This is a genomic window from Actinomadura sp. NPDC000600 (genome assembly GCF_040492135.1).
Taxonomy (GTDB): domain Bacteria; phylum Actinomycetota; class Actinomycetes; order Streptosporangiales; family Streptosporangiaceae; genus Spirillospora.
Genome location: NZ_JBEUPD010000030.1, coordinates 26,935 through 52,222 on the forward strand (window position 1 = coordinate 26,935; position 25,288 = coordinate 52,222).

The 25,288-nt window shown below is 74.4% G+C and carries 31 protein-coding genes; 22 read left to right on the top strand and 9 right to left on the bottom strand.

Going from position 1 to position 25,288, the window contains the following annotated elements; genetic code table 11:
- Positions 1-59: 59 nt before the first annotated feature.
- From ABWI07_RS32825 to ABWI07_RS32870, 10 genes are all read left to right on the top strand, one after another.
- Positions 60-494, top strand: coding sequence for a hypothetical protein (locus tag ABWI07_RS32825; protein WP_160161220.1), 435 nt, complete (start codon positions 60-62; stop codon positions 492-494).
- Positions 491-1,414, top strand: coding sequence for a hypothetical protein (locus tag ABWI07_RS32830; protein WP_160161221.1), 924 nt, complete (start codon positions 491-493; stop codon positions 1,412-1,414). The genes ABWI07_RS32825 and ABWI07_RS32830 overlap by 4 nt, the downstream gene beginning before the upstream one ends.
- Positions 1,401-2,822: a V-type ATPase 116kDa subunit family protein gene (locus ABWI07_RS32835; RefSeq protein WP_353820945.1), complete on the top strand. Its 1,422-nt coding sequence runs from the start codon at positions 1,401-1,403 to the stop codon at positions 2,820-2,822. The genes ABWI07_RS32830 and ABWI07_RS32835 overlap by 14 nt, the downstream gene beginning before the upstream one ends.
- Positions 2,807-3,058, top strand: coding sequence for an ATP synthase subunit C (locus ABWI07_RS32840; RefSeq protein WP_149264590.1), 252 nt, complete (start codon positions 2,807-2,809; stop codon positions 3,056-3,058). Before ABWI07_RS32835 ends, ABWI07_RS32840 begins: the two co-directional genes overlap by 16 nt.
- On the top strand, positions 3,055-3,309 hold the full coding sequence (locus ABWI07_RS32845; protein ID WP_353820946.1) for a hypothetical protein: 255 nt from the start codon (positions 3,055-3,057) through the stop codon (positions 3,307-3,309). Before ABWI07_RS32840 ends, ABWI07_RS32845 begins: the two co-directional genes overlap by 4 nt.
- Complete coding sequence (locus ABWI07_RS32850; protein ID WP_149264592.1) at positions 3,306-3,830, top strand: V-type ATP synthase subunit E family protein; 525 nt, start codon at positions 3,306-3,308, stop codon at positions 3,828-3,830. Before ABWI07_RS32845 ends, ABWI07_RS32850 begins: the two co-directional genes overlap by 4 nt.
- Positions 3,815-5,323 carry a V-type ATP synthase subunit A gene (locus ABWI07_RS32855; RefSeq protein ID WP_353820947.1) on the top strand — a complete coding sequence of 503 codons (1,509 nt, stop codon included), beginning with the start codon at positions 3,815-3,817 and terminating at the stop codon, positions 5,321-5,323. Before ABWI07_RS32850 ends, ABWI07_RS32855 begins: the two co-directional genes overlap by 16 nt.
- Complete coding sequence (locus tag ABWI07_RS32860; protein WP_149264593.1) at positions 5,320-6,813, top strand: V-type ATP synthase subunit B; 1,494 nt, start codon at positions 5,320-5,322, stop codon at positions 6,811-6,813. The genes ABWI07_RS32855 and ABWI07_RS32860 overlap by 4 nt, the downstream gene beginning before the upstream one ends.
- Positions 6,810-7,415, top strand: coding sequence for a V-type ATP synthase subunit D (locus ABWI07_RS32865; protein ID WP_160161222.1), 606 nt, complete (start codon positions 6,810-6,812; stop codon positions 7,413-7,415). The genes ABWI07_RS32860 and ABWI07_RS32865 overlap by 4 nt, the downstream gene beginning before the upstream one ends.
- 180 nt (positions 7,416-7,595) lie before the next feature.
- Complete coding sequence (locus tag ABWI07_RS32870) at positions 7,596-8,222, top strand: SPFH domain-containing protein (RefSeq protein WP_149264595.1); 627 nt, start codon at positions 7,596-7,598, stop codon at positions 8,220-8,222.
- A 27-nt stretch (positions 8,223-8,249) separates the two neighbouring features.
- Here ABWI07_RS32870 and ABWI07_RS32875 read toward each other — a convergent pair whose 3' ends face one another.
- Both ABWI07_RS32875 and ABWI07_RS32880 read right to left on the bottom strand, forming a co-directional pair.
- Positions 8,250-8,696 (bottom strand): protein kinase family protein, encoded by a 447-nt coding sequence (locus ABWI07_RS32875; RefSeq protein ID WP_149264596.1) that lies wholly within the window; start codon positions 8,694-8,696, stop codon positions 8,250-8,252.
- A gap of 25 nt (positions 8,697-8,721) precedes the next feature.
- Positions 8,722-10,011 carry an MFS transporter gene (locus tag ABWI07_RS32880; RefSeq protein WP_149264597.1) on the bottom strand — a complete coding sequence of 430 codons (1,290 nt, stop codon included), beginning with the start codon at positions 10,009-10,011 and terminating at the stop codon, positions 8,722-8,724.
- A gap of 138 nt (positions 10,012-10,149) precedes the next feature.
- On the opposite strand from ABWI07_RS32880, the gene ABWI07_RS32885 reads away from it, so the two are divergent.
- From ABWI07_RS32885 to ABWI07_RS32895, 3 genes are all read left to right on the top strand, one after another.
- Positions 10,150-10,836, top strand: a complete 687-nt coding sequence (locus ABWI07_RS32885; RefSeq protein ID WP_149264598.1) for an ArsR/SmtB family transcription factor — start codon at positions 10,150-10,152, stop codon at positions 10,834-10,836.
- A gap of 247 nt (positions 10,837-11,083) precedes the next feature.
- Complete coding sequence (locus ABWI07_RS32890; RefSeq protein WP_235037408.1) at positions 11,084-11,650, top strand: TetR family transcriptional regulator C-terminal domain-containing protein; 567 nt, start codon at positions 11,084-11,086, stop codon at positions 11,648-11,650.
- Between the two features lie 21 nt (positions 11,651-11,671).
- Positions 11,672-12,397 (top strand): (R)-mandelonitrile lyase, encoded by a 726-nt coding sequence (locus ABWI07_RS32895; RefSeq protein ID WP_235037409.1) that lies wholly within the window; start codon positions 11,672-11,674, stop codon positions 12,395-12,397.
- Between the two features lie 50 nt (positions 12,398-12,447).
- Here ABWI07_RS32895 and ABWI07_RS32900 read toward each other — a convergent pair whose 3' ends face one another.
- Positions 12,448-12,837, bottom strand: coding sequence for a DUF302 domain-containing protein (locus tag ABWI07_RS32900; protein ID WP_149264601.1), 390 nt, complete (start codon positions 12,835-12,837; stop codon positions 12,448-12,450).
- A 148-nt stretch (positions 12,838-12,985) separates the two neighbouring features.
- Here ABWI07_RS32900 and ABWI07_RS32905 point away from each other — a divergent pair, with 148 nt between their 5' ends.
- Together ABWI07_RS32905 and ABWI07_RS32910 are read left to right on the top strand one after the other, a co-directional pair.
- Complete coding sequence (locus ABWI07_RS32905) at positions 12,986-13,354, top strand: thioredoxin family protein (protein ID WP_353820948.1); 369 nt, start codon at positions 12,986-12,988, stop codon at positions 13,352-13,354.
- Positions 13,355-13,365: 11 nt separating this feature from the next.
- Positions 13,366-13,638, top strand: coding sequence for a metal-sensitive transcriptional regulator (locus ABWI07_RS32910; protein WP_149264603.1), 273 nt, complete (start codon positions 13,366-13,368; stop codon positions 13,636-13,638).
- A 2-nt stretch (positions 13,639-13,640) separates the two neighbouring features.
- Here the strand turns inward: ABWI07_RS32910 and ABWI07_RS32915 are convergent, their stop codons facing one another.
- A complete protein-coding gene (locus tag ABWI07_RS32915; protein WP_353820949.1) occupies positions 13,641-14,327 on the bottom strand; it encodes a pentapeptide repeat-containing protein in 687 nt (228 codons plus the stop codon).
- Positions 14,328-14,557: 230 nt separating this feature from the next.
- Between ABWI07_RS32915 and ABWI07_RS32920 the strand changes: the two genes are divergently transcribed.
- Positions 14,558-15,307: a ZIP family metal transporter gene (locus ABWI07_RS32920; RefSeq protein WP_353820950.1), complete on the top strand. Its 750-nt coding sequence runs from the start codon at positions 14,558-14,560 to the stop codon at positions 15,305-15,307.
- A 38-nt stretch (positions 15,308-15,345) separates the two neighbouring features.
- On the opposite strand, the gene ABWI07_RS32925 is transcribed toward ABWI07_RS32920, so the two are convergent.
- On the bottom strand, positions 15,346-15,678 hold the full coding sequence (locus tag ABWI07_RS32925) for a MerR family transcriptional regulator (RefSeq protein ID WP_160161223.1): 333 nt from the start codon (positions 15,676-15,678) through the stop codon (positions 15,346-15,348).
- Positions 15,679-15,880: 202 nt separating this feature from the next.
- Entirely contained in the window at positions 15,881-16,783 is a 903-nt protein-coding gene (locus tag ABWI07_RS32930; RefSeq protein ID WP_149264607.1) for a class I SAM-dependent methyltransferase, read from the bottom strand.
- 78 nt (positions 16,784-16,861) lie between these two features.
- On the opposite strand from ABWI07_RS32930, the gene ABWI07_RS32935 reads away from it, so the two are divergent.
- Positions 16,862-17,254 carry a VOC family protein gene (locus ABWI07_RS32935; RefSeq protein WP_149264608.1) on the top strand — a complete coding sequence of 131 codons (393 nt, stop codon included), beginning with the start codon at positions 16,862-16,864 and terminating at the stop codon, positions 17,252-17,254.
- Between the two features lie 15 nt (positions 17,255-17,269).
- On the opposite strand, the gene ABWI07_RS32940 is transcribed toward ABWI07_RS32935, so the two are convergent.
- Positions 17,270-17,776, bottom strand: a complete 507-nt coding sequence (locus ABWI07_RS32940; RefSeq protein ID WP_353820951.1) for a MarR family winged helix-turn-helix transcriptional regulator — start codon at positions 17,774-17,776, stop codon at positions 17,270-17,272.
- Between the two features lie 97 nt (positions 17,777-17,873).
- On the opposite strand from ABWI07_RS32940, the gene ABWI07_RS32945 reads away from it, so the two are divergent.
- Together ABWI07_RS32945 and ABWI07_RS32950 are read left to right on the top strand one after the other, a co-directional pair.
- Positions 17,874-20,009 carry an MMPL family transporter gene (locus ABWI07_RS32945; RefSeq protein WP_353820952.1) on the top strand — a complete coding sequence of 712 codons (2,136 nt, stop codon included), beginning with the start codon at positions 17,874-17,876 and terminating at the stop codon, positions 20,007-20,009.
- Positions 20,010-20,082: 73 nt separating this feature from the next.
- A complete protein-coding gene (locus ABWI07_RS32950; RefSeq protein WP_149264611.1) occupies positions 20,083-20,589 on the top strand; it encodes a hypothetical protein in 507 nt (168 codons plus the stop codon).
- Positions 20,590-20,620: 31 nt separating this feature from the next.
- Here the strand turns inward: ABWI07_RS32950 and ABWI07_RS32955 are convergent, their stop codons facing one another.
- A complete protein-coding gene (locus ABWI07_RS32955) occupies positions 20,621-21,019 on the bottom strand; it encodes an ester cyclase (RefSeq protein ID WP_353820953.1) in 399 nt (132 codons plus the stop codon).
- Between the two features lie 257 nt (positions 21,020-21,276).
- Complete coding sequence (locus ABWI07_RS32960) at positions 21,277-21,471, bottom strand: hypothetical protein (protein WP_149264613.1); 195 nt, start codon at positions 21,469-21,471, stop codon at positions 21,277-21,279.
- Between the two features lie 197 nt (positions 21,472-21,668).
- On the opposite strand from ABWI07_RS32960, the gene ABWI07_RS32965 reads away from it, so the two are divergent.
- The 3 genes from ABWI07_RS32965 (at position 21,669) to helR (ending at position 25,285) form a co-directional block, all read left to right on the top strand.
- Entirely contained in the window at positions 21,669-22,214 is a 546-nt protein-coding gene (locus ABWI07_RS32965; protein WP_200842423.1) for a P-loop nucleotide/nucleoside kinase family protein, read from the top strand.
- Positions 22,215-22,336: 122 nt separating this feature from the next.
- Positions 22,337-22,828, top strand: a complete 492-nt coding sequence (locus ABWI07_RS32970) for a cupin domain-containing protein (protein ID WP_149264615.1) — start codon at positions 22,337-22,339, stop codon at positions 22,826-22,828.
- Positions 22,829-23,131: 303 nt separating this feature from the next.
- Positions 23,132-25,285, top strand: coding sequence for an RNA polymerase recycling motor ATPase HelR (gene helR, locus ABWI07_RS32975; protein WP_353820954.1), 2,154 nt, complete (start codon positions 23,132-23,134; stop codon positions 25,283-25,285).
- Positions 25,286-25,288: the final 3 nt, after the last annotated feature.

Here is a 25,288-nt window from a genome sequence, read left to right on the forward strand (position 1 = left end):
GTGCGGCGCGTTCAAGGCCGGCGGGGAGACCGAGCAGACGAGTCCAGGGGGAGGCGCGGGTGCCGGCACTCCACGACCTTCTGCAGCGGTTCCGTCCGGCGGGAGCGCCGGGCCCGGCGGCGGCCGCCCCGGCGGAGCGCCGGCCCGTGGAGGACGAGCTGGAACCGGTCTTCGCCCGGTTGGCGGAAGCCGAGGAGGACCGGAGGCGCGTCGTCGCGGCGGCGCACGACCGGGCGCGGGACCTCACCGAGGCGGCCCGCGAGGAGGCGGCCGGCCTGGTGGAGCGGGCGCGCGCCGCGGCCGCCGGCGTCCGGGCCTCGGCCGCGGCCGAGGCGCTGCGGGCCGCCGAGGAGGAGGGAGAGGCCCTGCGGGCCGCCGCGGAGGACGAGGCCCGACGGGTCCGGGAGGCCGCGGCGACCCGGCTGGACGGCCTGGTGGCCCGCGCCATGGGGTTCGTCGGCGGCCTCCTGGACGAGACGAGGGCGGCGCCATGACCGCGGGCTTCGTCGCCGGCCAGGTCCGCGCCCGGGCGCTCGCGCGGAACGTGCTCGGCCCGGGCCGGGGCAGAGCGCTCGCGCAGGCGGGCTCTCTGGCCGAGGCGCTGGCGGGCCTGGCCGCGACGCCCTACGGGAAGCGGCTTCCGGCGGCGCCCGGGCTGGACGCGGCGCAGCACGCGGTCGCCGGCTCGCTGCTCTGGCATCTGCGCGTCCTGGCGGGCTGGCTTCCGCCCCGGGCCGTGGCCGCCATGCGGGCCATGGCCGGATGGTTCGAGGTCGCGAACGTCGACGGCCTGCTCCAGCGACTGGAGGACCGGCCCGCCGAGGAACCGTACGCGCTCGGGGCGCTCGCCACCGCGTGGCCGCACCTGGCGGACGCGCCGGACGCGGGGGCGGTGCGCGAACGCCTCGCCGCCTCGCCGTGGGGCGATCCCGGGTCGGCCGACCCGTACGACGTCCGGCTGTTCCTCAGGCTGTCGTGGGCCTCGCGCGTCTCCGGCCTCGGGGCGCGCGCCGGCGCCTGGGCGGCGGGGGCGGCGGCCGTGCTCGTCGCCGGCGAGCGGTTCGGCGACGGCCGCGAGCTCCCCGAGAACGCCTCCGGACGGGCGGCGCGGCTGCTCGGCCGGGCGGCGCTGGAGGCGCCCACCCTGCCCGCCATGGCCGACCGCCTGGGCCGGAACGCCCGCCGGCCCCTTGAGGGCGTCGACGACGCGGCGGACCTCTGGCGGGCCGAGATCCGCTGCTGGCGGCGGCTGGAGCGGGACGGCGAGGCGATGCTGCGCAGCTCCGCGTTCGGCATGGAGCCGGTCGTCGGGGCGGTGGCCGTGATGGCCGCCGACGTCCGGCGGGTCCGCGCCGCGCTGGAGGCGGCGGCGCTCGGCGGCGGATCGGCGGAGGCCTACGATGAGGTGGCCTGAGAGCCTGTGGCCGGTGCGGATGGCGCGCGTCGCGGTCGTGGCCCCCGCCGGGTCCCTGCGCGACGCCCTTGCGCGGGTGGCGGACGCCGGGGTGGTCGAGCCCGAGCCCGGTCCGCGCCCCCACGGCCGACCGGGCGGCGCCGCACGGCCCCTGCCAGGGGCGGGAGGTCTGGAACCGGCGGTCCTCCCGTTCGCGCCCGATCCGCGCCGGCTGGCCGAGCGCAACCGCCCGGACCTGGTCGAAGGAGAGGCGCAGGTGCGGGAGCGCGCCGACGCCGCGGTCCGGAAGGGGCATGTGGCCGCGGTCGTCGGGTGGATGCCCCGCGCGGCCCACGCGGCGCTGGCCGCCCGGCTCGCCGAGGTCGGCGCCGCCCTGGTGCGGCTGCCGCACCCGCGCGGCGTGGAGGCGCCGACCCTGCTGGCGGGGGAGGACCGCCGGGACAGCCTGCGCGGCTCCCTCGTGCCGCTGGTGGCGACCTACGGGCCCGTCCCGTACGCCGACCTCGATCCGACCCCGCTCGCGTCGGCGGCCTACGTCCTGATGTTCGGGATCATGTTCGGCGACGCGGGCCACGGGCTGATGCTGGTGGCGGCCGCCGCGGCCCTGGCGGCCGGGTGGCCGCGCCCGCCGGCGCGGTGGCGGCGGGCGTGGCCGTTCGTGCTGGGCGCCGGGATCGCCGCCACGGTGTTCGGGGTCCTGTACGGGGAGTTCTTCGGGCCGACCGGCGTCGTCCCCCGGCTGTGGCTCTCGCCGCTCGACAGCCCGGTCGAGCTGATGGTGTTCGCGGTCGGCCTCGGGACGGCGCTGCTGGCCGGCGCCTACGCGCTGGGCATCGTCAACCGTTGGAGGGAGGGCGGCTGGTCCGCGGCGCTGTACGAGCCCTCCGGCATATCCGGCGCTTCGGTGTTCCTCGGGTCGGGCGCTCTCGCGGCGGGCTTCTACTTCCACCGCCCCGTCGCGGCGGTCGCCGGCGGCGCCCTCGCGGTCCTCGGCCTGGTGCTGGCCTTCACCGGCTTCCTCGCGCGGGCGGGCGGCGGCGGCACGGGCGCGGTCGAAGCCGTCGTGGAGCTGTTCGACCTGGTCGTGCGGCTGGGCGCCAACGTGGTGTCGTTCGCGCGGCTGGCCGCGTTCGGGCTGACGCACGCGGCGCTGGCCGCGGTCGTCTGGACGGGTACCGCCGCCCTGTGGCGCCACGGCGGCGTCATGCCGGTCCTCGCCGTGGTCCTCTTCGTTCTGGGGACGGCGGTGACGTTCGCCCTGGAGGCGCTCGTCGCGGGCGTGCAGGCGCTCCGGCTGGAGTACTACGAGCTGTTCTCCCGGCTCTTCAACGCGCGGGGCCGGCCGTTCCGGCCCTGGCACATCCGCATGACGGCAGAGGAGGTGGACGCCGCATGTCCACAGGCGTGATGGCGGCCGGGCAGGTGGCGGCCGCGAACTGGGCCCCGTACGTGGGCGCCGGGATAGCGGTCGCCGGGGCCTCGATCGCCGCCGGCGTCGCGGTCGCCTACACCGGCGCCGCGGCGCTCGCCGCGCTGAGCGAGCGCCCCGAGCTGTTCGGGCGCGCGATGGTCATCGTCGGGCTCGCCGAGGGCATCGCCATCTACGGGTTGATCATCGGCATCATCCTGATCGGGAAGGCATGAGCTCCGCGAACGGTGCCGGGGGAAGCGCCGCCGGCCGTGTCGCCGTGCTGGGGGAGCGCGCCCGCGTGGAGGGCTACGGACTCGCCGGGGCGCTGGTCAGCCCGGCGGACGGCGCCGGGGAGGTCCGGTCCGCCTGGGAGGCGCTCGACGACGAGGTGGCCGTCGTGGTGATGACGCCCGCCGCCGCCGAAGTCCTGGAGGACGCGCGCCACCGGCGTCCAGGGGTCCTGACCGTGGTGATGCCGCCGTGACCGGTGACCGTCGCATCGAGAACGCGCTCGCACCGGTGCGCGCGGCCTTGGCGGACGGCGCCCGCGCCGAGGCCGCCCGCCTCGTCGCCGACGCCGAACGCGACGCCGCCGCGATCGTGGGCCGGGCCCGCGCCGAGGCGGCCCGGATCCTGGACGACGCGCGGGCGGCGGGACGCGCCGACGGGGCGCTGGCCGCCGCGGCGGAGCGCTCCCGGGCGCGCGCGGCCTCGCGCGCGATCGTCCTGCGGGCGCGCAGGGAGGCCTACGAGGAGCTGCGCCGCCGGATCGGCGGCGAGGTCCGGGCCCTGTTCGACGGCCCGGACGCCCCGGCGAACGAGCGGGCGCTGACGGCGAGGGCCCGCGGACTGCTCGGGTCGGGCGCGCTCGTCGGGCGGGCGAGCGGCGGCGGCCTGGTCGCCCGCGGTCCCGACGCGGAGGTGGACCTGTCCGCCCGCGCCCTCACCGACCGGGCGGTGGCGGCTCTCGGGACGGAGGCGGCGGAGCTGTGGGCGCCGAGGTGACCCGCGTCAACGGCCCCCTCGTGGAGACGTCCGGCATGCGCGGCACGGCGATGAACGACGTGGTCGAGCTCGGCCCGGCCCGCCTCCCCGGCGAGATCGTCGCGCTGGAGGGCGACGCGGCCACCGTCCAGGCCTACGAGTACACCGGCGGGCTCGCGCCCGGCGCGGCCGCCGCCACGACCGGCCGCGCCCTGTCCGCCCCGCTGGGCCCGCACCTGCTCGGCGGCGTCTTCGACGGGCTGCTGCGCCCGCTGAGCGATGCGGGGGTCTGGCTCGACCCGTCCACCCGCGCCGTGCAGGCGGACGCGCGCCGGACGGAGTACTGGCCGGTCCGGCGGCCCCGCCCCTATGCCGAGCGGCTCGACGCCGACACGCCCCTGCACACCGGGCAGCGCGTCATCGACCTGCTCTTCCCCGTGCCGTTCGGCGGGACCGTCGCCGTCCCCGGCGGCTTCGGGACGGGCAAGACGATGCTGCTGCAGCAGGTCGCCAAGTGGTGCGACGCCGACGTGATCGTCTACGTCGGGTGCGGCGAGCGCGGGAACGAGATGGCCGACGTGCTCGAGGAACTCGCGGAGCTGGACGACCCCCGGACGGGCGGAAGGCTCGCCGACCGCACCGTCGTCGTCGCCAACACCTCCAACATGCCGATGATGGCCCGCGAGGCGGGCGTGCACAGCGGCGTCACCGTGGCCGAGTACTTCCGCGACCAGGGCAGGGACGCCGTCGTCATCGCCGACTCGACCTCGCGGTGGGCGGAGGCGCTGCGCGAGTTCGCCTCCCGGGCCGGCGAGCTGCCCGGCGAGGAGGGCTATCCGGCCGCGCTGCCGTCCGCGCTCGCCGCCTTCTACGAGCGCGCCGGACGGGTCCGGACGCGGGACGGCGCCGAGGGCTCGGTCACCGTCATCGGCGCGGTGTCCCCGCCGGGCGGTGACATGACCGAGCCCGTCACCGCCTACACCGAACGGTTCGTGCGGGCGCGCTGGAGCCTGGACAAGGACCTGGCCTATTCGCGGCACTACCCGGCGGTCTCCTGGTCGGGGTCCTTCGCCAGGGACGTCCCGGTCCTGGCGCGCAGCCACGCCGCCGCCGGAGACCCGGAGTGGGCGCATCGCCGCGCGCGCACGGCGGGCCTGCTGGCAGAGGCCGACCGCCTGACCGCCCTCGCCGAGCTCGTCGGCACCGGGACGCTGCCGGCCGCCGAACGCGTGACGCTCGTGGCAGGGCGCCTGCTGCGGGAAGGCGTCCTGCAGCAGAGCGCCCTCAGCCCGAACGACGCTTCCTGCACCCCCGAGCGCACCGCCGCGCTGACCGATGCCGTCCTCGCCGTGGTGGACCGGTGCCAGGACCTGGTCGGCCGCGGAGTCGCCGCCTCCGCCATCGAGGACGTGGACTACTCGCCCCTCGTGCGGGCCCGCGAGGACGCCCGGACCGCGGCGGACGTCCGCGAGCGCCGCGACACGATCCTGAGCAGGCTGGACGGGCTGCCGTGACCGGGGACGCCGACCCGCGGCAGGCGGCGGGGCGCGGCGGCTGGCCGAGGCCCTCCTACACCGGGATCGCGCGGGTCCGCGGACCGCTCGTGGTCGTGACGGGCGCCGGGAGCGTCGGATGGGACGAGTTCGCCGACATCCAGATCGGCCCGGACGACAACCTCCCAGAAGACGACCGTGCAGAGACCGAACGCGCAGGCGGCGACGCCTCGGACGACAGGGGCCCGGACGCCGACCGCCACGGGCTCGTGCTGGACACCGCGCGCGACCGCGTGCTCGTGCAGGTGCTGGAGGGCACCGGCGGCCTGCGCACGGAGGGCATGCGCGTCACCTTCAGCGGCGCGCCGCTGCGCGTCCCGGTCGGGACGGCCTGGCTCGGACGCGTCTGCGACGGGATGGGGCAGCCGCTCGACGGCGGCCCGCCGGTGCTGGGCGGCGCCGACGCCCCGGTGGCCGGCGTCCCCCTGAACCCCGTGCACCGCGAACCGCCCGCCGAGCCGGTGCTGACCGGGATCTCCGCCATCGACGCGCTCACCACTCTGGCCCGGGGCCAGAAGCTGCCGATCTTCTCCCGCGCCGGGCTCCCGCACCTGGAGCTGGCGGCCCAGATCGCCGCGCAGGCGTCGGCGGGCGACGAGCCCTTCTGCGTCGTCTTCGCCGCCATGGGCCTGACCCACGCCGACGCCGCCGCCGTCCGGGAGACGCTGGAGGGCCGCTCCGCCTCCGGCGAGCTTGTGCTGCTGCTCAACCTCGCCGACGCCCCCGTGATCGAGCGGACCCTCACCCCCCGCATCGCGCTGACCGCGGCCGAGCACCTCGCCTTCGAGGAGGGGCGGCACGTCCTGGTCGTCATGGGCGACATGACGTCCTACTGCGAGGCGCTGCGCGAGGTGTCCGCCGCGCGCGGCGAGATCCCCGCGCGGCGCGCCTACCCCGGCTACCTCTACAGCGACCTGGCCTCCCTCTACGAGCGGTGCGGGCGCGTCCGCGGACGCCCCGGATCGGTCACGCTCGTCCCCGTCCTGACGATGCCCGGCGGCGACATCACGCACCCCGTGCCCGACCTGACGGGCTACATCACCGAGGGCCAGATCGTCCTGTCCGAGGAGCTGCACGCGCTCGGCGTGTACCCGCCCGTCGACGCGCTGGAGTCGCTGTCGCGGCTCATGCGCAAGGCCGCCGGACCCGGCCGCACGCGCGCCGACCACCTCGACGTCGCCGCGCAGACGACGGCCGCCCTCGCCGGGGCCCGCCGCGCCCGCGAGCTCGGCGAGCTCATCGGAGCGGGCGCCCTCAGCGACACCGACCGCCACTACCTCGACTTCGAGCGCGCCTGCCGCGAGACCCTCATCTCCCAGGGCAGGACGGAGGCCCGCGCGCTCGACCGGACGCTGGACAGGGCGTGGCAGGCGCTCGCCGCCCTGCCGCGCCGCGAACTCACGATGCTGCCGCGCGAGATGATCGACGACCACCTCGGGCGGGGGCGGTGAACACCGGACCGCGGGGGCGCGCGGGGCGGCTCTGGCTCCGGCAGCGCATCGCGGCCGCCGAAGCCGCCCTCGACCTGCTGGAACGCAAGCTCGGCATCCTGCGGGACGAGCAGGCAGGGCTCCACCGGGTCGCCGAGGAAACCGGCGCGGAATGGGAGCGCCGCTGCCGGGAGGCCGACCGGCTGCTGGCGCGCGCCGCCTTGCTGGGCGGACGCCGCGTGCTGCCCCTGGCCACGACCGGAGAGCCCGCCGGCCTGACCGTGGAGCACACCTCCCTCATGGGGGTGGCCTATCCCCGGCGCATCCGCTTCGAGGCGCCCGTCGGGTCCGCGCCGTCGCCGTCCGGCGTCGCCCTGGCCCCGGCGCGGCGGGCCTGCCGGGCCGCGCTCGAAGCCGCCTGCGCCCACGCCGCCGCGACGGCCGCCGCGGCCGCCGTCGACGCCGAGGCCGCCGCCACGCGGCAGCGCATCCGCGCCGTCGAACGCCGCCGCCTTCCCCGGCTGCGCTCCGCACTGGAACAGATCGAGGTCGCCCTGGAGGAGCGCGAACGCGAGGACGGCGCCCGCCTGCGCCTGATCACGGGCCACGACGGCCGGTCCTGAGCACGGCGGACGCATGCCCGGTCGTGCCTTTCGCAATCCCCGGTCGTCCTCTACATGGTCGGTCTCGCCGAATTGGTGGCCGTGCCCGATGGCGAAGCGGCCGCGTAGCGGTCATGGTGGAATCACGGGTCACCCGGTGAAGGGGCCCGGCCCGAGCGCCGCAACGCCAGGGGAGGACGCATGAGCAGGAATCTCCTGCGAGGCGATCCGACGGCCGCCGCCTCGCCCCATCGGGACGAGCTGCTGCCCGGCTTCCTCACCTGGACGTCGCTCGCCGTCCTGGCCCTGCTCGTGCTGATCACGATGCTGGTCATCGCGTCGCTGCGAGTCGTGCCCGAAGGGGAGCGCCTGGTGGTCTCCCGGCTCGGCCGCCCTCCCACGGTGCGGGGGCCGGGCCGTGCGCTGGTGGTGCCGGGCGTCGACCGGTGGGTCCGCGTCCCCCTGCGCTGGAGTCCGATGGACGTATGGCTCGAAGCGTCCACCCGGGACGGGGTGCTCCTGCGGCTGAAGGCGATCGTCCTCGTGGCGGTGTCCGACCCCGCCCGCCATGCGCTGCGGCCGGTTCCGCAGACGGCGGCGGTCAGCTTCATCGTGGAGGGCCGGCTGCGCCGCCACATTGCGGACCGGGACCTGAACGAACTGGGCGGGCTGACCTCCGACCAGATGAGACTCCTGACCAGCGACCTGGATGAGGCCGTCGGCGAATGGGGGCTGACGGTCACGCTGCTGGAAGTCGTCCGAGCCGACGTCCCCCTCGCAGGCCTGAACCGATGGCTCGCCGACCGCGCCCCTGCTCCGCCGCAGTGAGGCTCGGGACGGCCGACCAATGAGCACTCAAGCGAGAGGCCGCCAGCGACCCTCGTAGGCGGGGCCTTCGAGGCGGTAGCGTTTCGGGGCGCCGTTTCCGCGCCACTCGACTCGCATCACTCTGGCGTTCTTCGGCACGGCGCGATGGGGCACGAGCAGTTCTTCGAGCGCGTCATAGCGGGCATCGACTCCTCCCTGCACCGGATGGTCCTCCTCAGGGTTCGTGCCCGCCTCGAACCGGTCGTGCCAGGCAATGAAGATCGCCCACTGCTCCCGTTCCATGGCCAATACGTCGGTGCTCAGGGGCCAGACGCGGTGTTCCGCGCCACCGCCCCTTCCAGGTAGCGCCCAGAAGTAGTGCGGAACGCCGTCGATATCCGCGATGCCTCCCCTCGGGCCGTCGTACCACTCGAATTCGACGTGCACCCGTTCGAAGCCCGTGGACGACGGCGTTTCCTCCGCGCTCCGCTCCATGCCGCCCATGGTAATTATCCCGCGTTCAGCGACGAAGGGGCTGTTCGGTCGCGGCTGTGCGGTGCTCGCTGATCCAGCGGGCGGCGAGCAGGCCGGAGCCGGCGGTGAGGACGGCGGCGGCGATGACGGTGGCGTTGAGGCCGAGGGCGTCGGCGAGGACGCCGGCGACCAGGGCGCCGGCGGCGTAGCCGATGTCGCGCCAGAAGCGGTAGGTGCCGAGCGCGTTGGCGCGCCAGGCGGGGTGGGCGTGGTCGGACACCGAGGCGATCAGGGCCGGGTAGACCATCGCGGTGCCGATGCCCAGGACGGCGGCGGACACGACGCCCGCCAGCAGCGGCCGGGCCAGCAGCGCGAGGGCGAGCACGAAGGCGGCGGACTGGACGAGCATGCCGGCCACGATGAGCGGCTTGCGGCCGACGCGGTCGGCCAGATGGCCGGTGGGGATCTGCCCGAGCCCCCACAGCAGGGGGTACAGCCCCTTGATCAGCCCGACGGCGGCCAGGCCGAGGCCGTGGTCGGTGAACAGCAGGGGGAAGACGCCCCAGGTCAGGCCATCGTTGAGGTTGTTGACCAGCCCGGCCTGGCTGGCGCCGCGCAGCGAGCGGTCCCGCCAGGACGTCCGGGCGAACACGGTGCCCGGCCCGGTCCGCTCCCCGGCGGGGACGGGCCTGGGATGCCGGGCCAGTTCGAGGGCGACGTGCGCCGCGGTGTCCCGCACGAACAGCGACAGCCCCAGTCCCGCGGCGGCGAACACCACGCCGACGAGTTCGGGCGCGGGCCGCAGCCCGTGGGCGGTGGCCAGGTATCCGGTGAGCAGCGCGGTGGCGCCCACCGCGACGTACCCGGCGGCCTCGTTGAGCCCGGTGGCCAGCCCGCGCCGGGCGGGGCCGACGAGGTCGATCTTCATGTTGACCGTCATCGACCAGGTGAGCCCCTGGTTGACGCCCAGCAGGACGTTGGCGGCCACGATCCAGCCCCAGGACGGCGCCCACGCGAGGGCGAACGGCACCGGGAGGCCGACCAGCCAGCCGGCGAGCAGCAGCGTCCTGCGGTGGAACCGGGCGGTCAGCGCGCCCGCGGCGAGGTTGGTCAGCGCCTTGGTGACGCCGAAGGCGATGATGAAGGAGAACACCGCCAGGTCGCTGGTCAGCCCGAACACCTTGGTGCCGATCAGCGGGACGGTCGTGCGCTCCAGGCCGACCAGGGCGCCGACGCAGACGTTCACGACGACCAGCAGCGCGAACTGCGGCCAGTTCTCCCGCAGCCCCAGCCGGACCGGTCGCGCGGACGGGCGATCGGCGGAAGCGTTCCTCACGCCCGCGCCCCCGCCTCATCGGGCAGCGGTGGCGGGCGCCTCTCGGCGAAGCCCACGGAAGTCCTCCAAGGTCGGGTCGTTGCGGGGATGCGGGACGCATCCGTGAATTACAATATTCCATGGATTTATGGAGGATGGATGGCGGAGCAGGTTCCCACGGGTTCGAAGGCGTCGAAGGCGCGGCTGTACGAGGCGTTCGCGGCCGGCGGCAAGGCCCTGGCCAACGGCAGGCGGCTCGAACTGCTGGACCTGCTGGCCCAGGGCGAGCGGACGGTCGACGCGCTGGCCGGCGCGGCCGGGCTGAACCTGACGACGGCCTCGGCCCACCTCCAGATCCTCAAGCAGGCCGGGTTCGTCGCCACCCGCCGCGAAGGCGTGCGCATCCACTACCGGCTGGCCGGGGACGACGTCGCGCTGCTGCTCGCGCTGCTGCGCAAGGTCGCCGACGCCCACCAGGCCGCCGTCCCGGCCGCCCGCGACGCCTACCTCGGCGACGACGGCGCGGCGGAGGTCACGCGCGACGAACTGCGCGCCAGGGCGGCGGCCGGTGCGGCCACGGTGCTGGACGTCCGGCCGTTCGAGGAGTACCTGGCCGGGCACATCCCCGGCGCGATCTCCATTCCCGTCGAGCACCTGGCCGCGCGGATCGGCGAGCTGCCCGACGGCAGGGAGATCGTCGTGTACTGCAGGGACGAGTACTGCGTGCTGGCCTATGACGCGGTCCGGCTGCTGGCCGAACACGGCCGCCGCGCGGTCCGGCTCAGCGACGGCATGCTCGAGTGGCGCCTCGCCGACCTGCCCGTCCACGCGGGGGAGTCGGCATGACCGCCCTCCGCGCGCGGAGGGCACTATTGGCGGAGCGCCAATAAGCGTCTATCGTTGCGGTCCCCAGTCACCCGACCCGAGGGGACCGAATGAGCATCTACGAGTCGATCGGCGGCGAAGCGGCACATCGTGTCCGGCCGTTCCTCGCCCGAGGCGGTCGCGGCGGAGTGAGGGCGCCGGGGACGGGCTGCGCGGGCCGCCGAGGCGGGCGATCGACTCTGTACCTATCGGTATGTACACTGGCCGGGTGAGTACACGGGAACGGCTGGTGGAGAGCGCGCGCGAACTGCTGTGGGAGCGCGGCTACGTGGGAACGAGCCCGAAGACCATCCAGCAGCGGGCCGACGCTGGCCAGGGCAGCATGTACCACCATTTCGCGAGCAAGGAGGACCTCGCTCGCGCCGCCATCGACCGCACCGCCGAGGAGATGCGCGCCGCCATCGACGCGCAGCTGTCCGGCCCAGGTCCGGCCCTCGACCGCCTCGCCGCGTACCTGCATCGGGAGCGGGACGTCCTGCGGGGCTGCCCCATCGGCCGGCTCACCCAGGACCCCGACGTCATGGCCACACCCGCGCTTCGCGGCCCCGTGGAGGAGACCTTCGCCTGGCTTCGCGCGCGGCTCGCGGCGGTGGTGCGCGAGGGAGTGGACCGGGGAGAGCTGGAGCCCTCAGTGGGCCCCGCGTCCACCGCGGCCGCGATCGTCGCCACGCTCCAGGGCGGATACGTGCTCGCCCGCGCGGCGGGAGCCTCCGAGCCCTTCGACCAAGCGATCACCGGAATCCTCGCGCTGCTCGACGCGCGAACCGTCCGCTGACCCCCGAGGAACGCCATGCAGATGACACATGGATCCGCCGCCCCGTCCGAATGGTTCACCGGCGACGCCTGGATCACGCCGGTGGCCGACTCCGGGGAAGGCGCGCGGACGCAGATCGACAGCGTCCGCTTCGCCCCCGGGGCCCGCACCGTGTGGCACCGGCACCCGCTCGGGCAGGTGCTCGTCGTCACCGAGGGCACCGGGCGCGTGCAGCGGCGCGGCGGGCCGGTCGAGACGGTCCGCGCCGGCGACACCGTGCGCATCGCGCCTGGCGAATGGCACTGGCACGGCGCCGCCCCCGACCGCTCGATGACGCATCTGGCCATCGAGCCGATCCCGGGCGACGGCGCCTCGGCCGAGGCGGGGGAGCCGGTCGGTGACGGTGAGTACCGGGGCGACGGCGCGGAGGACGTCCCGCCGATCACTCGCACGGTGCTGCTCGACCAGCTCCTCGCGCCGGCCCGGAGCACGCACCGGGTCGAGGTCCGCCGCATCACCATCGCGCCCCGCCGGGCGGCCGGGCTGCACGTGCACAACGGGCCGGTGTTCGGCAGCATCGAGACCGGCTCGGTCGTCTACCAGATCGAGGGCGAGGCGGCGGCGGTCCTCGGCCCCGGAGACGTCTTCTACGAGCCCGAAGGCGCCCGCATCGCGCGCTTCGACGCCGAGGAGGACGGCGTGACGTTCCTCGGGTACTTCCTGTTGGCCGACGGCCAGGAGGCCGAGATCGAGTTCCCCGGCCTCTGAGCGCGGCGGGCGGCGTCGGGCGCGGCTCGGAAGAGCCTCCACAGCGCGGCTCAGGAGTCCAGCCGCCTCAACGCGGAGGCCAGCCGCCGCGTCGCCTCGTCGGCGACCGGCCCCAGGTCGGGACGGTCGCTGACCGACACCATGACCTGCGGGTCCAGCGCCTCCACGACGGTGTCGTCGCCGTCGACGCGGATCACGACGTTGCAGGGCAGCAGCAGGCCGATCTGCCGGTCGATGCCGAGCGCCTGGTGCGCGAGCGCCGGATTGCAGGCGCCCAGGATGAGGTAGGCCTCCATCGACTCGCCGAGCTTCTCGTGCAGGGTGGCCCGCACGTCGATCTCCGTCAGCACGCCGAAGCCCTGGTCCGTCAGCAGCCTGCGCACCTGGTCGACGGTCTCGCCGAACGGCCGCCGCAGTCGGACGCTGATCGAGTAACCCATGATGCTCCCCCCTTGAGGGGTGCCTTCCCCAACGGGCCCGCATCAACGCGGCTGCCCGCCGCGCCGCTCGCATCGGTCCCGGAATAAGGGGGTCCCGGTGCCGGTTCCTATACCCATAGGGGTATCCATCGGAGGAACGGAGACCGTGATGGCCACGACGGAACTGACGCGCGAGAACTTCGACGAGGTCCTCGACGGCAACGACATGATCCTGATCGACTTCTGGGCGAGCTGGTGCGGGCCGTGCCGCTTCTTCGGGCCGGTGTACGAGCGGGTCTCCGGGCGGCACGACGACATCGTCTTCGGCAAGGTCGACACCGAGGCCCAGCCGGAGCTGGCCGGGGCGTTCGGCATCACCTCGATCCCCACCCTGATGATCATCCGGGAGAACGTGGTGCTGTACGCGCAGCCGGGCGCCCTGCCCGAGCAGGAACTGGAGAAGCTGATCGACGGCGCCCGCGCGGTCGACATGGACGACGTGCGGCGGCGGGCCGCCGAGCAGAAGCGCAGCGCCTGAGGGGGAGCGGGATGGAACTGGAGAGGGACGCGCTCGACGACGTCGTGCTGCGGCTGAAGCGGGCCCAGGGGCAGATCGGCGGCGTCATCAACATGATCGAGGAGGGGCGGGACTGCGCCGACCTGGTCACCCAGCTGGCCGCCGTCTCGCGGGCGCTGCACCGGGCCGGCTTCAAGATCATCGCTACCGGGCTGGAGCGCTGCGCCATGCCGGAGAACGCGGGCACCGAGCAGGCCGCCGTCGACCGCGCGCAACTGGAGAAGCTGTTCCTCACGCTCGCCTGAGTTCAGTCCTCGACGGTGATGCCGAGTTCCGCGGCGAGCGCGTCCAGGAGCCCCATCGCGTCGGCGCTCGACACGATCGCGCCCTGGAATGAACTCAGGCCGGCGACCCCGCGCAGGTCGCAGCCGCGGAACCGGACCGCCTTCATCGCCGCCCCGGAGAACTGGGCGCCGCTGAGCCGGCAGTTCTCGAACCGGACGTCGGTCATGCCGGCGGACTGGAACGTCGCCTCGGCAAGGTTGCAGTCGCGGAACACCACGTTCCGCAGATGCGCGAACCTGAAACCGGCGAGGTCGGCGCGGCATCCCTCGACCAGCACGTCCCGCAGCCCGCTCTCGGGGAGCTGCATCCCCGTCATCCGCGCGTTCACGATCCGCACGCTGAACATCCGCGAGTTGAACGCCCGCAGGTTCGCCAGGTCGGTGTCGCCGAACGCGCAGTCGGCGAACCCGGCCCGGTGCAGCACCACCCCGGTGAAAGCGGTCTGCGTGAATCTGCAGCCCTCGAACTCGACGTCCTCGACCCCGTCCGGATCCTCCATGGACAGGGTTTCCGCCCCGTACTCCAGCGACAGGTACTTCCCGTCATGCCGGAGATGCCGCTCGACCTTCCCGGCAGGCGTGAGCGTGCGGGGGATCTGCGGCGGCCTGGGCTCTCTCACCGGGGACGAGGAGGCGGCACGAGCGGGCATGCGCCGACCCTACTAGCCGGCACCGCCCGGCTCCCCGCTACCGTGCCTGCGGCGAGAGGACGAGGCGGCGCCCCGAAGAGCGCGGGCGCCCGCCGGAGAGCGCATGCTTCGCTGTTCGGGGCGTTTCAGACCGAACCGGCGGGTAGTCGCAGGGGCGGCGTGCCGGATGGCGCGCCGCTCCGCGTGCCGGACCCGGTACCGCGTGGCGGTCGTGGACGGAAGGGAGAGCCGTGCAGGGAGCGTTGCAGGCCGGAGGATGGGGTTTGCTGGCCGGGTCGGCGCTGGTGATGGGCGCCCTGGTCGGCTTCCTGGCTCCGGTCCCGGCACGGGTGGTGGCGAGCGTGATGGCGTTCGGCAGCGGCGTCCTGCTGTCGGCGGTGTCCTTCGACCTGATCGCCGAGGCGCACGACCAGGGCGGGCTGGCCCCGACGGCGATCGGGGCGGTGGTCGGCGCGGTCCTCTACGCCGGCGCCAACGCCGCCCTGGCCTGGCGGGGCGCGCGGCACCGCAAGCGCTCGGGAGGGCAGCAGCCCTCGGAGGAGGAGCAGCCCGGGTCGGGGAGCGCGATCGCGCTGGGGGCGCTGCTGGACGGCGTGCCCGAGTCGATCGTGATCGGCACGAGCCTGCTGGGCGGCGGCGCGGTCAGCCTGGTCACCGTGGTCGCGGTGTTCATCAGCAACGTGCCCGAGGGCCTGTCGAGCGCCTCGGGGATGCGCCGTGCGGGACGCGGACGCGGGTACGTCTTCGGGCTGTGGAGCGGCATCGCCGTGATCAGCGCCCTGGCGGCGGTCCTCGGCTACACGGCGCTCGGGGACGCTCCCGCCGACCTCCTCGCCGGCATCACCGCGCTGGCCGGCGGCGCCATCCTCACCATGATCGCCGACACGATGATCCCCGAGGCCTACGAGGACACCCACCTGTTCACCGGCCTGATCATCGTCGTGGGGTTCCTGGCGGCGTTCGCCCTGTCCCACGCCTGAGCCGCGCGGGCCGCCCCGTCCCGGACCGCTCCGGCGGGTCAAGCCGCCGAGAGGGGACCCCCGGACGCGTCCTCGTGCGGCTCGGCGGCCACGGCCTGGTCCTGGACGACGACCTCGACACCCGGGGCGAGGACCGCGGGCCGCCCGGCGGCCAGGTCGCGGGCCGCGCGATGGGAGGAGGCGACGTTCAGTCCCGCGCCGTGGAGGCGGACCATCAGCGCGGCGACCCGGACCTCCTCGGCGCTGTAGTCGCGGGCGTGACCGGCGCCTTCGCCCGCCTGCGCCGCCCGCAGGTAGCCGGTGCTGGTCCACCTGTCGAGCTGCCGATACGTCAGTCCGGGGATCTGGCTGAGCAGTTGGCCTGCGTTCACGTGCACCTCCTGCAAGGAGGGTGTTCCCGCTCGGCGGAGTTCATGCGCGGAGGGCGGCTCCACCCCGGCCGTCGGGAAGCGGATGCCGATCCGGTGAGCGGGCCCCGCCTCGTGACCGGCGGTGTCGAAAGGCGGGGCCCGCGTCGGCAGGCCACGCGGGTGGCCGCCGACATCTCCTTCAGCGCCACGGGCCCTCGTTGTGTCACCCGGCCCGCGAAAGAGGTCCGCGCTGCCGGTCGGCGGTCAGGACGCGGCCGGACGCCAGGGAGCGCGTGCTGCGGACGGGCATGGCGAGCGCCTCGGCCAGGGTGAGCAGGTCCGTGTCGCCGGACACCGTGCAGCCGTGCTCGGCCAGCAGGTCGCGCATGGCGGCCGGTGTCCAGGCGGAGCGCCATGGCTCGTGCGCCATCGGGTCGGGCTGCCGGGACAGCCGCCTCATCGCCCGGGCCACGGGACGCCCGATCGAGGCCACCAGCGACGGTGACTGGTAGTTCACGACGAGCCGGCTCTCCGGGGCGGAGGCCTCGGCGACGGCCCGCACCGTGGCCGCCACCTCGGCGCGGGTCAGGTAGGGGACCACGCCCTCCCAGATCCAGGTGGTGGGCTGGTCGGTCCGGTACCCGGCCGCCGCGAGGGAGGCGCCGAGGTCATCGTCGGCGGTGAAGTCGACGGGCACGAAGGCGACCTTTCCGGCGGGCGGGGGCAGGGCCGCGGTGCGCTCCCGCTTGTCCCGCTGGGAACGGGGGTGGTCGACCTCGAACACGGCGGTCCCGGCCAGCTCGGGCATCCGCCAGGCCCGCCCGTCCAGGCCGGCGCCGAGGATCACGAGCTGCGGCCGGGCCCGCTCCCTGACGGCGTCGTCGATGGCGACCGTCCGCGGCACCAGTCCTTCGGCCGTGGCCCGCAGGAACTCGTACTCGAGCCGGGGGCCCATGCCCTGGGGAGGCACGCCCGAACGGACCCGCTCGACCGCCTCCAGCTCGTCGGGACGGAGCAGCGCCGACGCGGTGGGATCGTCGAACCGGTCGGGGGCCAGGCGGCCGTGCGCCACCGCCCGGCCCTGGCAGACCAGCACGGCGGTCCGGCTGCCCTCGGTCCTGTCCATGCCGGCTCTCCCATCCCTTCGGCGTGCGCCCGGGGGCTCCCGAGCGCACGGCGGCCGCACTGATCGTACGCTCGCGGAGTGCGACTCGACCTGATCACGATCGTCGTGGACGACTACGACGACGCCATCGCGTTCTTCACCGGTGCCCTCGGTTTCGACCTGGTCGAGGACTCGCCCTCGCGCACCGACGACGGGCGCCCCAAGCGGTGGGTCGTCGTCCGGCCGCCGGGTGGTCGGACGGGCGTCCTGCTGGCCCGCGCGGACGGCCCGCGCCAGGCCGCCGCCGTCGGGAACCAGGTCGCCGGACGCGTGGGCTTCTTCCTGCGCGTGGAGGACTTCGACGCCGCCCACGAGCGCATGACGGCCGCGGGCGTCGAGTTCGCCACCCTGCCCCGCACCGAGCCCTACGGCCGCGTCGCCGTCTTCTTCGACATCGCCGGCAACCGCTGGGACCTGCTCGGTCCGGCCTAGGCCGGGCGCCCGCGCCTAGCGTCCGGAACCGCGTGTGCGGAGAGCCGACAGCTCGTCGTTCATCGCGCGGAGGAAGCGGAGGATGAGGCGGAGGTCCTCCTCGCCGAACCCGCTCCGCGCCGCCTCGGTGCCCTCCGACAGCGGGCGGAAGTAGTCGCGGGCCATGGTCATCGCGGACGGCTCGTACCGCAGGTGGACCACTCGCCGGTCGGCCGGGTCGCGCACCCGGGTGATGTGGCCGAGGCGTTCGAGGCGGTCGAGGCAGGCGGTCACCGCGCCGGAGGTGATGTTCAGCTCCTCCCGCAGCCGCCCGGGGGTCATCGGCCGGTCGGGGGAGCGCTGCGGGGCGTCCATGATCGCGACCAGGGCCTGGACGTCGGTGGGGTGCAGCCCGCTGGCGTGGGCGAACTCGTGGGCGATCCGGTTGAACTCGGCGTTCATCCGGCGCAGCTCGACGGCGAACGACCGGAGGTCGGCGGGGTCTTGCGGCTCTTCACCCGCCTTGTCCGCTCCTTCGGCCATGCGGATCAGGTTACATTAACTCAATCGTTGAGATAATCAATGATTGAGGTATTTGTGGGTATGGAGCGGCAGGTCGAACCTGCTGGGGGAGGAACCGATGACCGGACCGCGCCGAACACCGCCGCGCTCGATCCGCTGGCTGGTGCCGGCGGTGCTGCTCCTGGTCTGGCTGGCCATCGGCGGCGCCTTCGGTCCCTACGCCGGAAAACTCGGCGAGGTCTCCACCAACGACCAGGCGGCCTTCCTGCCGCGCAGCGCCGAGTCCACCAAGGTCCTGCAGGCGCAGCGGGCCTTCGACGAGCAGGAGACCATCCCCGCCATCGTCGTGTGGACGGCGAACGGCCAGGTCACGGCCGCCCAGCGGGACGCCGCGACCCGCGCGCTCGCCGGGCTGCGAGGCGCGCCCGGCACCCTCGGAACGCCGTCCCCGGCCCTGCGCTCGGACGACGGCCTGGCACTGGAGGGCGTGGTCCCGCTCAGACCCGACCTCGGTGACGAACTGCCGACCGTGCTGGACGGGGTCCGTTCGGCGGCGGAGACCGTCCCGGGGACGAAGACGCAGATCAGCGGGCCGGCGGCCACCCAGGCCGACCTGTCGGACGCCTTCGCCGGGATCGACGGGCTGCTGCTGGGCGTCGCGCTGGTCGCCGTCCTGATCATCCTGCTGCTGGTCTACCGCAGCCTGCTGCTCCCGCTGGTCATCATCGTCGGTGCGGTGTTCGCGCTGAGCCTCGCGTGCGCGGTGGTCTACGCGCTGGCCAAGAACGACATCGTCCGGGTCGACGGCCAGGTCCAGGGCATCCTGTCGATCCTGGTCATCGGCGCCGCCACGGACTACGCGCTGCTGCTCGCGTCCCGCTTCCGGGAGGAGCTCGCGGCGGGCCGGGACCGCTTCACCGCCGGATGGCTGGCGGTGCGCGAATCGTTCGGCGCGATCGTCGCCAGCGCGGCGACCGTCGCGCTCGGCCTGCTCGCGCTGCTGCTCAGCAACCTCACCAACAACCGGGCGCTCGGGCCGGTCGGGGCGATCGGCATCGCCTGCGCCGTCCTCAGCGCGCTGACGTTCCTCCCGGCCGTGCTCGTCGCGTTCGGACGGGTCGGGTTCTGGCCCGCGAGGCCCAAGCCGGTGGCGGAAGGGGCCGACGCGGGCAGTGGCCTGTGGTCCCGTGTCGCCCGCCTGGTCGACCTGCATCCGCGCCGCGTCGTCGCGGGAACGGCCATCGCCCTCGTCGCGTGCGCCGCGTTCGCCCCGGGGCTGCGCGCCCACGGCGTCCCCCTGGACGAGATCTTCATCAACGACGCGCCCTCGGTCGCCGCGCAGCGGACGCTCTCCAAGCACTTCCCGGGCGGTTCGGGCCAGCCGGCGGTCATCATCGCCGACGCGGCGCAGGGCAGGGCCGTGCTCGACGCCGCCGCCCGCACCGAGGGCGTCGCGAGCGCCGCGCCGGTCGGCGCGTCCGGCCGCCCCGGCGGCCCGCCGAAGGTCGTGGACGGGCGGGTCCGGATCGACGCGACGCTGAAGGCCGCCGCCGACAGCGACGCCGCGAAGAGCACCCTCAAGCGGCTGCGCACCGCCGTGCACGCCGTCCCCGGCGCGAACGCGCTGGTCGGCGGCTACACCGCCCAGCAGTACGACACCCAGCAGACCGCCGCCCACGACCGGACCCTCATCGTCCCGGTCGTCCTGGCGATCATCCTGGTCATCCTGGTGCTGCTGCTGCGCTCGATACCGCTGCCGGTCCTGCTGATCGCGACCGTCGCGCTGAACTACGCCGCCACGCTCGGCGTCGCGGCGCTGGTGTTCCGGTACCTGTTCGGTTTCACCGGCCTGGACGCCTCGGTGCCGCTCTACGGGTTCGTGTTCCTGGTCGCTCTCGGCGTGGACTACAACATCTTCCTGATGTCGCGGGTCCGCGAGGAGACGCGGCGCCGGGGCGTCCGCGAGGGCGTTCTCCGGGGGCTGACGGCCACCGGCGGCGTCATCACGTCGGCGGGCGTCGTGCTGGCCGCGACGTTCGCCGCGCTGGTCGTCATCCCGCTGTCGTTCCTGGCGCAGATCGCGTTCATCGTCGCGTTCGGCGTGCTGCTGGACACGCTCGTGGTCCGGTCGCTGCTGGTCCCGGCGCTCGTCCGGTTGATCGGGCCCAAGGTCTGGTGGCCCACCCGTTTCGAGGAGCACCCGCGGGACGCAGGTGCGGGCGAGGCCGCCCCGTCCGCCGCGAGGGACAGGTGAGCCCGCCCGATCGGGCTGGGATCGTAGGGTGTCGACGGCGTCCCGCCGGGACGCCGACGAGGGATTGGAAACCGTGGGCAACTCCTTCCTGGCCCTGGGCACGTCCGGCGAAGAGCTGTACCTGACCAACGGCGGGACCGACGTCTTCTTCGACGTGCTCACCCTGGCCGGGTGCGCCCTCGCCGAGTCCGCCTGGGAGAGCAACCTCGTGCTGCTCTTCGCGGACGGGCACCGCATCGGCCGCGGCACGGCCGGGTTCGACCTGAACGAGCTGCCCTGGACGGCGGCCTGGCCGTCCGAGAAGGCGTTCCTGCTGCGAGTGCTCGACCTGGCGATGACACGTCACGGCTGGGGGCTTCTCACCTACGACCCGCCCTTCGCCCTCGGGTACCTGCGGCGATACCGCGCGATGGTGGAGGGCTGGCCGGCTCCCGCCCCCGTGTGGCGGCCGGCGGCGTGGCCCGACTGGCGCGTCCCGCCGCCCCCCGAAGACCTGGAACCGTGCCCGGAGCACGGCATCTACAAGGGAACCCTGGGCTGCCGCCTCTGCGACGCGACCATCCAGCCCTTGCCCAAGTGACGCCTGGCGGGTCCGCCGGACGCGGCGGCGGTCACTCCACGCCGAGGGCGCGGGAGAGGGACCGGGTGTCGGAGATCACCCAGTACTCCGCGAACCGGCCGTCCTCGGCGCGCAGGACGTCATGGCCGCTGAACGAGATCTCCGTCCCCTCGGCGGCGGCCGCCCCCGGCATGCCGCCCCGGTACCGTCCGCTGAACGTCCACCGCGCGGCGACCCGGTCGCCGTCCACGATCGGGCCCACGTCCATCGTCACCGCGACGTCCTCGAAGGGCGCGTGCCCCTGCCGGAGCATGTCGACCAGCTCGTCGGCCCCGTGCACGTCCTGCCCCGGCCAATGGCCGACGAACCCCGGCGCGATCAGTTCGCGGGCGAGTTCGAAGTCCCCGGCCCACATCTCCAGCAGCCACCGCTCGTACAGCTTGCCGATCACGCGGATCCCCCTGTCTCTCGGCCCTGCCGCCCTTCACCGCCGCCGGGTCCGCTGAGCCTGCCCAGTGCCTAGGCCTTCACGGGGTCGGGGACCGTGCGGGAGCCGGCGACCTGGACCTTGTTCTTGAACGAGCCCGCGACGACATGGTCCTTTCCGGCCACGAGGGCCCCGAATCCTTCGCGGGCGACTTGTACCGGATAGTCCCTACCCATTCGGCCGAACTCGTTGAACCGGGGCCTCCGGGCTTCGAGGCCGCCTCAGGACCCGGAGAAGTCGTCCCGCGACAGCCCCTTCTCCGACATCTTGTCCTCGAGCTCGGCGCCCAGTTCGGTGCGCACGTCGGGCCGCCGCTCGGGCTCCCGGCCGGACTTCCTGCCCGACTTGCCGCCCGGCTTCCTTGCGGCCTGGTCGGTGTCGTCGGTCTTCGGAGCGTTCTCCTCAGGCGTGGTCAACTCCGCCCCCCTCGGTGTCGATCGAGTCGCCGGCTCCTCCGGCCTTCGCATACGGCTACCCGGCCATGCCCGGCTCTAACGACGACGAGGGGCCGGTCTCTCGGAAACGTCCAGGTCGGAGGTCCCGTCGGCCGCCGCACCCGGGGCGCCGGGGCGGGATGCCACAATGCGCTGTGACCAAGCCGACCTTGATCGTCGTGAGCGGACCGCCCGGCGCCGGGAAGACGACGCTCGCCCACCGGCTCGCGCAGGGGCTCGGGTGCCCCGCCGTCGTCCGGGACGAGATCAAGCAGGGCATGGTCCTGGCCGCCCGGTCCGGTCCGGCGGCGAACGACCGTCTCAACCTGCCGACGCTCTCCGCCTTCTTCGACGTGCTGGCCGTGCTGGTGCGGGCGGGGGTGACCGCGGTCGCGGAGGCCGCCTTCCAGGACCACGTCTGGCGCCCGCGGCTCGAACCTCTCGGCGGCACCGCCGACCTCCGCGTCGTCCGCTGCACCGCCCCGCCGGCGGTCGCGCACGCGCGGATCGCCCGCCGCGCCGCCGACGACGCCCACCGGGCCGCCCACGGGGACCGGGACCTCCTGGAGGCGATCGCCGACGGACGGCACTCCCTCGACTCCTTCGGCTGGATCTCCCTCGACGTCCCGACCATGACCGTGGACACCGGCGACGGCTACGACCCGGCCCTTCCGCAGATCATCGCCTTCGGCCGGGGCGAGGGCCCCTCTCGCGCCGCGCGGTGATCCAGGGCGGGTGCCGAGCGGAATGTCACGGTCGACCGCCACTATTGGGACGTTGACGGGACCCGGCGGCCACGGCCATGGAAGGTCCGGCAGCGACGGGGACGAATGATGAGGAGGCGGGCATGTCGTATCCCAAGGAGCTCTTCCACGGTGACAAGGGCGAGGTCAGCGGCAGGCTGTGGAAGGGCGACTCCGAGCCCGACCTGCTGATCGGCACGCGCTCGAAGGTGCACTACCTGGCCACGGGCGAATCGACCGGCGGTCAGTACGGGCTCTACCGGTGGGACATGGGGGCCGAGCCCGGCCGCGGCTCGGGCGCGCACTTCCACAAGACGATGTCGGAGTCGTTCTTCGTCCTGGACGGCACCGTCGCCCTCTACGACGGCGACCGCTGGATCGACGCCGCGCCCGGCGACTTCCTGTTCGTCCCGCCGGGCGGGATCCACGCGTTCGACAACCCGCACGGGCCCGCGTCGATGCTGGTCCTGTTCGCCCCCGGCGCCCCGCGCGAGGCCTACTTCGAGGAGCTGGCCGAGATCGTGGGGAGCGGGCGGCAGCTCAGCGAGCAGGAGTGGGCGGACCTCTACCACCGCCACGACCAGTACATGGTCTGAGCACGGGGGAGCGGCAGGGCGTCTGCCGGGAGGGGTGGCGGTGAAGGCGGCGGCGAAGCCGCGGGCCTGAGAGGGACGACTCCCCCCGCCACTCTCAACGTATAGCGCACCGGGGGGCTTGCGGCAAGACCCGGGTCGTGCCGCAGAATCGTCGGCCGAGGCCGGAACCTGCGGAAACCGGGGGCGCAGTGCGGGTGGCCGCCGTCGCCGTGCGAGTCGCGCGGCGACGGCGGTCCGCGGGCTCCCGGCGGTCGCGGGAAACCCGCCGGCACACGAGCAGCGACCACGAGCCGGAGCCGATACGTGAACCCCTTGACCGCCAGCGTGTTCGACCTTCCCGAGCGCCTGTCCGCGAAGGCCGACCCGGCGCTGACCGAGCGCGACGAGCGGCATTTCGCGGCGATCGCCGAGAGCCTCGACCAGGCCATCCGCGACCTGTCCGACCGCCTCGAGGCCGAGCGCAAGGCGCCCGGCGGCATAGGGCAGCGGGCGATGGACCGGGACATGGAGATACACCGCCTCACCGCCCGGCTGCGCACGCTCCGCCGCTTCGGCCTGGACCTCTGCCTCGGGCACATGGTCGGCGCGGACGGCTCCGAGCCCGTCTACGTCGGCCGGCTCGGCCTCACCGACACCACGGGCCGCCGGCTGCTCCTCGACTGGCGCTCGCCCGCGGCCGAACCCTTCTTCGGCGCGACCCACGCCAACCCGATGGGGCTGGCGAGCCGCCGCCGGTACCGCTGGACCGCCGGTCGAATCAGCGACTACTGGGACGAGGTGTTCACCGCGGACGAGTTCGCCGGGCACGCCGCGCTGGACGACCAGTCCGCGTTCATCGCGAGCCTTGGCGGCGACCGGTCCGACCGGATGCGCGACGTGCTCGGCACCATCCAGGCCGACCAGGACGCGATCATCCGCGCGGGGTCGCGCGGCGCCCTCGTCGTCGACGGCGGCCCCGGCACGGGCAAGACAGTCGTGGCGCTGCACCGCTCCGCCTACCTCCTCTACTCCGATCCGCGCCTCGGCCACCACCGGGGCGGCGTGCTGTTCGTCGGCCCGCACCAGCCCTACCTGGCCTATGTGTCCGACGTGCTCCCCAGCCTCGGAGAGGAGGGCGTGCAGACCTGCACCCTGCGCGATCTCGTCGCCGAGGGCGCGGGTGCGGCGGTCGAGGCCGACCCGGTCGCGGCCCGGCTGAAGTCGTCCGCGGACATGGTCAAGGCGATCGAGAAGGCCGTCGGGTTCTACGAGAACCCGCCCACCGAGGGGATGGAGGTCACCACCCACTGGTCCGACGTCTGGCTGAGCCCCGCCGACTGGGCCGAGGCGTTCCAGGCGCCGGAACCCGGAACGCCGCACAACGAGGCGCGCGACCAGATCTGGGAGGAGCTGCTCACGATCCTGGCGGACAAGCACGAGGGCGACGCGTCGCCCGACCTGGTCCGCAGGTCGCTCCGGCAGGACCCGGAGCTGCGCACCGCCTTCAACCGCGCGTGGCCGCTGATCGAGGCGGCCGACCTCGTCGGGGACCTGTGGTCGGTGCCCGCCTACCTGCGGTTGTGCGCGCCCTGGCTCGGCGCCGACGAGATCCGCCGGTTGCAGCGTGAGGACGCCCAGGCCTGGACGGTGTCCGACCTGCCGCTCCTGGACGCCGCGCGGCAGCGGCTCGGCGACCCGAAGGCGCCGCTGCGCAGGCGCCGCCGCGAGGCCGCCGTCGCCGCCGAGCGCGAGCGCATGGCCAGGGTCGTGGACGACCTGATCGAGGTGGCCGACGACGAGTACGGGACGGGGCTGGTGACGATGCTGCGCGGCGAGGACTTCCATGACGTCCTCGTCGACGAGAGCGCCCTTGGCGGCGCCGACCCGGACCTGCTCGCCGGCCCGTTCGCGCACGTCGTCGTGGACGAGGCGCAGGAGCTGACCGACGCGGAGTGGCAGATGCTGCTGCTGCGCTGCCCGTCCCGGAGCTTCACCATCGTCGGGGACCGCGCCCAGGCCAGGCACGGGTTCACCGAGTCGTGGCGGGAGCGGCTCGAACGGGTCGGGTTCGACCGGATCGAACTGGCGTCCCTGAGCATCAACTACCGGACGCCGGAGGAGATCATGGCGGAGGCCGAGCCGGTCATCCGGGCCGCGCTCCCGGACGCCAACGTGCCGACGTCGATCCGCGGGACCGGCGTCCCCGTCGTCCACGGCTCGGCCGCGGACCTGGACGCGGTCATCGGCGCCTGGCTCGCCGCGCACGACGACGGGATCGCCTGCGTCATCGGCGATCCGGCGTTCCCGGGGACGCCCCGCGTCCGGTCGCTCACCCCGGAGCTGGCCAAGGGGCTGGAGTTCGACCTGGTCGTGCTCGTCGACCCGGAGGGGTTCGGCGACGGCATCGAGGGCGCGGTCGACCGCTACGTCGCGATGACCCGGGCGACCCGGGAGCTCGTCGTCCTCACGAGCCCCTGACCC